The organism is uncultured Campylobacter sp. (assembly GCF_938018145.1).
Classification (GTDB): domain Bacteria; phylum Campylobacterota; class Campylobacteria; order Campylobacterales; family Campylobacteraceae; genus Campylobacter_A.
Map to the genome: position 1 here is coordinate 1 of NZ_CALIII010000008.1, position 5,986 is coordinate 5,986.

The 5,986-nt window shown below is 51.3% G+C and carries 7 protein-coding genes; all 7 read left to right on the plus strand.

Annotated elements, in window-relative coordinates; genetic code table 11:
- Positions 1-105 precede the first annotated feature (105 nt).
- The 7 genes from Q0338_RS00235 (at position 106) to hypA (ending at position 5,914) form a co-directional block, all read left to right on the plus strand.
- Positions 106-1,389 (plus strand): DUF2157 domain-containing protein, encoded by a 1,284-nt coding sequence (locus Q0338_RS00235; protein WP_298085020.1) that lies wholly within the window; start codon positions 106-108, stop codon positions 1,387-1,389.
- Complete coding sequence (locus Q0338_RS00240; protein ID WP_298085021.1) at positions 1,386-1,913, plus strand: GDYXXLXY domain-containing protein; 528 nt, start codon at positions 1,386-1,388, stop codon at positions 1,911-1,913. Before Q0338_RS00235 ends, Q0338_RS00240 begins: the two co-directional genes overlap by 4 nt.
- A 237-nt stretch (positions 1,914-2,150) precedes the next feature.
- The gene (gene hypB / locus Q0338_RS00245; RefSeq protein ID WP_298085022.1) at positions 2,151-2,957 is read left to right on the plus strand and encodes a hydrogenase nickel incorporation protein HypB; all 807 of its coding nucleotides are present in this window, start codon (positions 2,151-2,153) and stop codon (positions 2,955-2,957) included.
- Positions 2,957-3,271, plus strand: coding sequence for a HypC/HybG/HupF family hydrogenase formation chaperone (locus Q0338_RS00250; protein WP_298085023.1), 315 nt, complete (start codon positions 2,957-2,959; stop codon positions 3,269-3,271). Before hypB ends, Q0338_RS00250 begins: the two co-directional genes overlap by 1 nt.
- The gene (hypD, locus tag Q0338_RS00255; RefSeq protein ID WP_298085024.1) at positions 3,268-4,365 is read left to right on the plus strand and encodes a hydrogenase formation protein HypD; all 1,098 of its coding nucleotides are present in this window, start codon (positions 3,268-3,270) and stop codon (positions 4,363-4,365) included. Before Q0338_RS00250 ends, hypD begins: the two co-directional genes overlap by 4 nt.
- A gap of 12 nt (positions 4,366-4,377) precedes the next feature.
- The gene (gene hypE, locus Q0338_RS00260) at positions 4,378-5,427 is read left to right on the plus strand and encodes a hydrogenase expression/formation protein HypE (protein ID WP_298085025.1); all 1,050 of its coding nucleotides are present in this window, start codon (positions 4,378-4,380) and stop codon (positions 5,425-5,427) included.
- A 145-nt stretch (positions 5,428-5,572) separates the two neighbouring features.
- Positions 5,573-5,914 carry a hydrogenase maturation nickel metallochaperone HypA gene (gene hypA / locus Q0338_RS00265; protein ID WP_298085026.1) on the plus strand — a complete coding sequence of 114 codons (342 nt, stop codon included), beginning with the start codon at positions 5,573-5,575 and terminating at the stop codon, positions 5,912-5,914.
- The last annotated feature ends 72 nt before the right edge of the window (positions 5,915-5,986 follow it).

Consider the following 5,986-nt stretch of genomic DNA (forward strand, 5'->3'; position numbering starts at 1 on the left):
ATAAGCTCGCGGTACTTATCGCATCGGTGATCTCGGGCGCGACGGGCTATGCGATGCTCTACTGGGCTGGGCGACACAGGATAATGAAATGCGTGGAGTAGAAAAATGATGATATTTCATAAAAATTTTCTCGCGGACGAGCTTACGAAGTGGCGAGAAGACGGGCTAATAAGCGACGAGGCGGCGCGCAAGATAGCGGCTAGATACGATATAGATTTATCGGGCGCAAACGAGCGGCGAAGCTTTATATTAAAACTCGTCGCGTATCTGTTTTTGGCGCTTTCGCTATTTACGCTTGTGGGCGCAAACTGGGAGGAGCTACCGCGCGCCGTGAGGCTAATCATCGTGCTTGGCATACTTGCGGCGGTAAATTTTAGCGGAGTTTTGGCGCAAAAAAACGGCAAAGAGACGCAGGCTACGACGCTGTTTTTTCTGGGTAACTTTTGCTACGGCGCGGCGATCGTTTTAGTCGCGCAAATTTACCATCTAGGCGAGCATATGCCTAACGGCGTGCTGCTGTGGGCGGTCGGAGCGCTGGCGCTCGGGCTTGCTACGCGCAAATCCATCATCACGCTGCAGGCTCTTATTTTGGGGCTTGTTTGGTTTTTGATGGAGTTTGAGTTTAGCGGTGTTTCGCACGGATTTTTGCTGTTTATCATAGCTTCGGCTGCGGTGCTTTGGCGCGATGATTCGCGGCTACTTACGGGCGCGCTTTTTGCGAGCGTGTTTACTTATATCGTCTCTTTCGTACTTTACGAGCGATATTTTATGACGGATTTGCGCGTGGACGACGCGTTTTACGGCGTTCATTTTTTTGCTCTTAGCTACTGCTTGCTAGCCGTTTGCGCTTCGTTTTTGCTTGAGAGAGCGGGTAAATTTGAACTCGCGTTTTATCTCAAAACCGTCGGCATCGTCTGCGGCGCTGGCATCTTGTGTTTTGATATGTCGCTTTACGAGGACTTGCATTTTTCGCGTCCGTGGTCTTACGGTACACAGAGCTATGGGAATGTTTTAAACGGCATTACATTTTTAAAAAGCGTGTTTGGAGCATTGTTTATGGCTTTTTGCGCGGCCTCTTTGGGACTTGCGTTTTACTTTAAAAAATACGCCGCCGCAACGGTCGGAGCGCTTTTAGTAGCGCTGCCGTTTATCTTAGACGCGTTTGCGGGCTACGAGGAGGGCGTGTTTTCGCTCATCGGCGTTTGCGTCGCGGTCGCTCTCATCAAGCAAAATAATATGAAATTTGGCATCGCGCTCATCTTTTGGGTGGCGTTCGTGCGATATGTGGATCTAGTCGGCGATTACGTCAGCGCCAGCGCGCTATTTTTGGTGTTTGCGCTGGTGGTGCTCGGCGTGTCTAGGATCTCTAAAAAAAGGAGCGCGAGATGAAACTAAAGCTGATTTTTGCCGCCGCGGTATTTCAAATTTTAGCCGTGATAGCCATGCTTGCGTATGCGTACGCGCCGATATATTTTGGCAAAGAGATCTTGCTGCAAACTACGCTTTACGATCCGCGCGATATGTTTCGCGGCGACTACGTGCGCCTTAGCTACGGCTTTGCGGGCGTTTACGAGCTGGACAAAAGAGACTCGAATTTGAGCAAAAGGCAGCAGCTGCACGGCACAAAAATTTACGCCGTTTTAAAGCAGGACAAAGACGGCAGGTATAAATTTGACAAATATAGCTTCGAGCGGCCTAGCGGCGGGACGTTTTTAGCTGGCAGGGTTGATTATAATACCGCAAATTTCGGCATCGAGGCCTTTTTTATGCCGCCTAAAAAAGCGCAGCAGATGGAGCGAGATATGATGGAGTTTAACGCCACCGCCGTCATCAGCGTGATGGATAACGGCAAAGCTCGTATCAAAGATATCGTGCTAGAAAAACCAAACGCGGGCGAGTCTCGCGGACATTAAATTTGTCGGCAAAGAGGGCTAAATTTGACTAGGCTAATCTGAAGTCAAATTTAGCCTGAGCCATAAAATTTGACGCGGCTCAAATTTGTGTCAAATTTGACCGATCTCGCCGTCGCCGAAAAATCTTAAAAATATAAATAAAACGCAACGAAATAATATCCGCAAGGTATGAAACTAAAGCGAGATTTTAACATCTAAGAGTATAATAACCCCAAAAAATCGCTAAGGAGAAACAAAATGTGTAAAGATTGCGGATGCTCGCTGGGCGGGCACGATCACGCCCACACTCACGCGGACGGCACGACTCACTCGCACGCTCACGATCACGGCGCCGAGCACGGACACGGCGCGGCTCACGAGCATAGTCACGGCCACGCGCACCCGGCGCTAAACGACAGTAAAACCGTCGAAGTGATAACGAAAATTTTATCCCAAAACGACGAAGAGGCCGCGCACAACCGCGCTCATTTGGACGAGCACGGGATTTTATGCGTAAATCTCATGAGCAGCCCCGGCAGCGGCAAGACAACGCTACTAGAAGCTACGATAAAAAGCGGTAAATTTAAAATCGGCGTCGTCGAGGGCGATCTAGAAACCAACCAAGACGCCGACCGCATAATAAAAGCAGGCGGCAAAGCCCACCAAATAACGACTGGGCAGGCCTGTCATCTGGATGCATTTATGGTGCACGAGGGGCTTCATCATCTGCCGCTAGAGGGCCTTGATATAGTTTTCGTTGAAAACGTCGGCAACCTCGTTTGCCCGGCTAGCTACGACGTGGGCTCGCACTTTAACGTCGTGCTACTATCGGTGCCAGAAGGCGACGACAAGGTAGCCAAATACCCGGTGATGTTTCGCGCCGCCGATCTCATCGTGATAACCAAAACTTCGCTGTTGCCGCATTTTGAATTTGACGTGAAAAAAGTCGTCAAAGAGGCTCGCAAACTAAATCCGAAGGTCGACGTCATCGAGCTTGACGCAAAAACGGGCGAAGGCATGGAGAAGTGGCTAAATTTCTTAAAATTTAAAAAAGAGCTTAGATAATGTGCCTCTCAATCCCGTCAAAAGTGGTCGCGATCGACGAAGATAACGTCGCTACCGTAGAGACGCTAGGCGTGAGTCGCCGCGTGAGCCTCGATCTCATCGCCGAGCCCGTAGCCGTGGGCGAATACGTACTCATCCACGTCGGCTACGCGATGGAAAAAATCGATACGAAATTTGCGCTAGAAAGCATCGAAATCTACCGCCAAATCGCCAAAGATATGGAGAGCGGCCAGATCGGCGCGGACGAAGGCGACGCGGGACTAAGCGCCATGCAAGCGGCGGCAAATGAGCCAAACGCAAAGGAAAAAGCGTGAATCTAATCAATGATTTTCGCGATAAAGAGCTTATTTTAGCGCTTTCAAAACTCATCAAAAAAGAGAGCGTAAAACCGCTAAATATCATGGAAATTTGCGGCGGACACACGCACTCGATCATGAAATTTGGCCTGCCGCAGCTAGTGGGCGAGCATATAAATTTCGTCCACGGCCCCGGCTGTCCCGTGTGCGTGATGCCAAGGAGCCGCATAGACGAGGCTATCAAGCTAGCCCAGATGCCAGGCGTGATCCTCTGCACGCTAGCCGATATGCTAAGAGTCCCTGGCTCCTCGACCAGCCTGCAAAAGCTGCGCGGCGAAGGTTGCGACATCAGAGCGCTATATAGCCCGCTAGACTGTATCAAGATCGCGCGCGAAAATCCCGAAAAGAGCGTGATATTTTTCGCGATCGGGTTTGAGACGACGACGCCTATGAGCGCAAATTTGGTCCAAAAGACGCTAGAACTCGGGCTAAAAAATCTATTTTTCCATATAAATCACGTTACGGTCCCCGCACCCGTGCGAGCGATCCTAAACGACGAAGACGTAAAGATCGACGCGTTTTTGGGCCCTAGCCACGTGAGCGTGATCACGGGATATGGCATCTACGAGAGCATCGCGGCCGAGTATAAAAAACCTATCGCGGTTAGCGGATTTGAGCCGCTTGATCTGATGGACGGCATCCTAAACCTCGTCCGCCAGCAAAACGCGGGCACGCACGAGGTCTATAACGAATACGCAAGAGTCGTCACGCGCGAGGGCAATCAAAAAGCAAAGGCGCTCATAGAGGAGTTTTTCGAGCCGTGCGACTTCTCTTGGCGCGGTCTTGGCGTCATCGCGCAAAGCGGTATGAAGCTGCGCTCCGAGTACGCGAAGCTTGACGCGAGGGTCAAATTTGACTGCAGCGTGCAAAGCAAAGGCGAGAGCAAGGCCTGTATCTGTCCTGAAATTTTACGCGGGCGAGCAAAGCCTTTTGACTGCAAAATTTTCGCCAAAGCCTGCACGCCAAAAACTCCCGTGGGCTCGTGCATGGTCTCTAGCGAGGGCGCATGTGCGGCATACTACAAATACGGCGACATCAAAAGCGCGGGCTAAGAGGAGGCAAATTTGAGCAAGATAATGCTAAGCCACGGCGGCGGCGGCGAGGAGATGAACTCGCTCATAAACGAGACGATTTTTAGGATATTTGATAATGAAATTTTGCGCGAGAGCAATGACAGCGCGATACTAAATTTTGGCGATTTTCGCGCAGACGAAAAGGCTGGCGACTCGGCAAATTTGACGCCTAAATTTAACGGTAAACTAGCCTTTAGCACCGATAGTTTCGTGGTTACGCCGATATTTTTTAACGGCGGCGACATCGGCAAGATCGCAGCGTGCGGCACCATAAACGACCTAGCTATGGTGGGTGCTGAGGCAAAATACCTAAGTTGCGCGCTAATCGTCGAGGAGGGCCTAGAGATCTCCGAGCTAGAGCGCGTGCTAGGCTCGCTAGCCGCGGTCGCTCGCGAAAACGGCGTGCGGATCGTTTGCGGCGATACGAAGGTCGTACCGCGCGGCAAATGCGATAAAATTTTTATCAACACGAGCGGTATCGGCGAGATCGTCTGCGAGGGCGTGGAGCTAAAAAGCCTGCGCGCGGGCGCAAAGATCCTGATCTCGGGCGACGTGGGCAGGCACGGCGCGGTGGTGCTGGCTAGCCGCGAGGAGCTCGATCTGCAAAGCGAGCTAAAAAGCGACTGCAAGGCGCTAGTGGGCGCGGTAAAGGCGCTAATAGAAGGCGGCGTAAAGCCTCTTTGTATGCGCGACGCGACGCGCGGCGGACTCTCGGCGGTGCTAAACGAATGGGCGAAATTTAGCGGCCTAGACATCCTCGTTCGCGAGGAGGATATCAAGGTTAGCGACGAAGTGACGGGCGTTTGCGAGCTGTTTGGCTTTGAGCCTTATGAGCTTGCAAACGAGGGTACCTTCGTGCTAGCCGTAGATGAAAAAGACGAGGCACGCGCGCTTGAGATTTTACGCAAATTTGACGCTAACGCAGCCTCGATCGGCGAGATTTTAGGTACCGCAAACGGCCGCGTCATCTTGCAAAACGCATACGGCTCGAAGCGCTTTTTAGAAGCGCCAAAGGGCGAGCTATTGCCTCGAATATGCTAGGAACGGTGATGGGTAGATCAAATTTAATCTCATTGACTTTTGAGGCTTGGACGGCACGAGAGCGGGCTCGCAAAATTTATAAAATTTGCACCTTAGACGCGTGCGTAAAAATAAAATCCGCTCCGTCCGCAATCAAGGAAATCCGATGCACGAACTAAGCATAGTGCAAAGCCTAGTCGCGCTTTGCGAGAAAAACGCCGCCGCAAACGGCGCGAAAGAGGTCATGCGCCTTGAAGTGCGTATCGGGCGGTTAAGCGGCGTCGAGCCTCACTATCTAGAAAGCGCGTTTGAAGTCTATAAAACCGGCACGATCTGCGAAAATGCCGAGCTTACAATCATCGTGCAAAACGTCGCCATTGAGTGTAAAAGCTGCGGCTTTAGCGGCGAGCTTAGCGAAAACGACTTCACCTGCCCAGCCTGCGGTTCACAGGAGCTAGAGGTCACGGGCGGCGAGGATATGCACCTCATGCGCCTTGAGATGCGGTGATTTTGCCGCAAATTTTAGCTCAAATTTGATGTTTAAATTTGAGCTAATTTTTAAAATTTACTTCTAAAAACG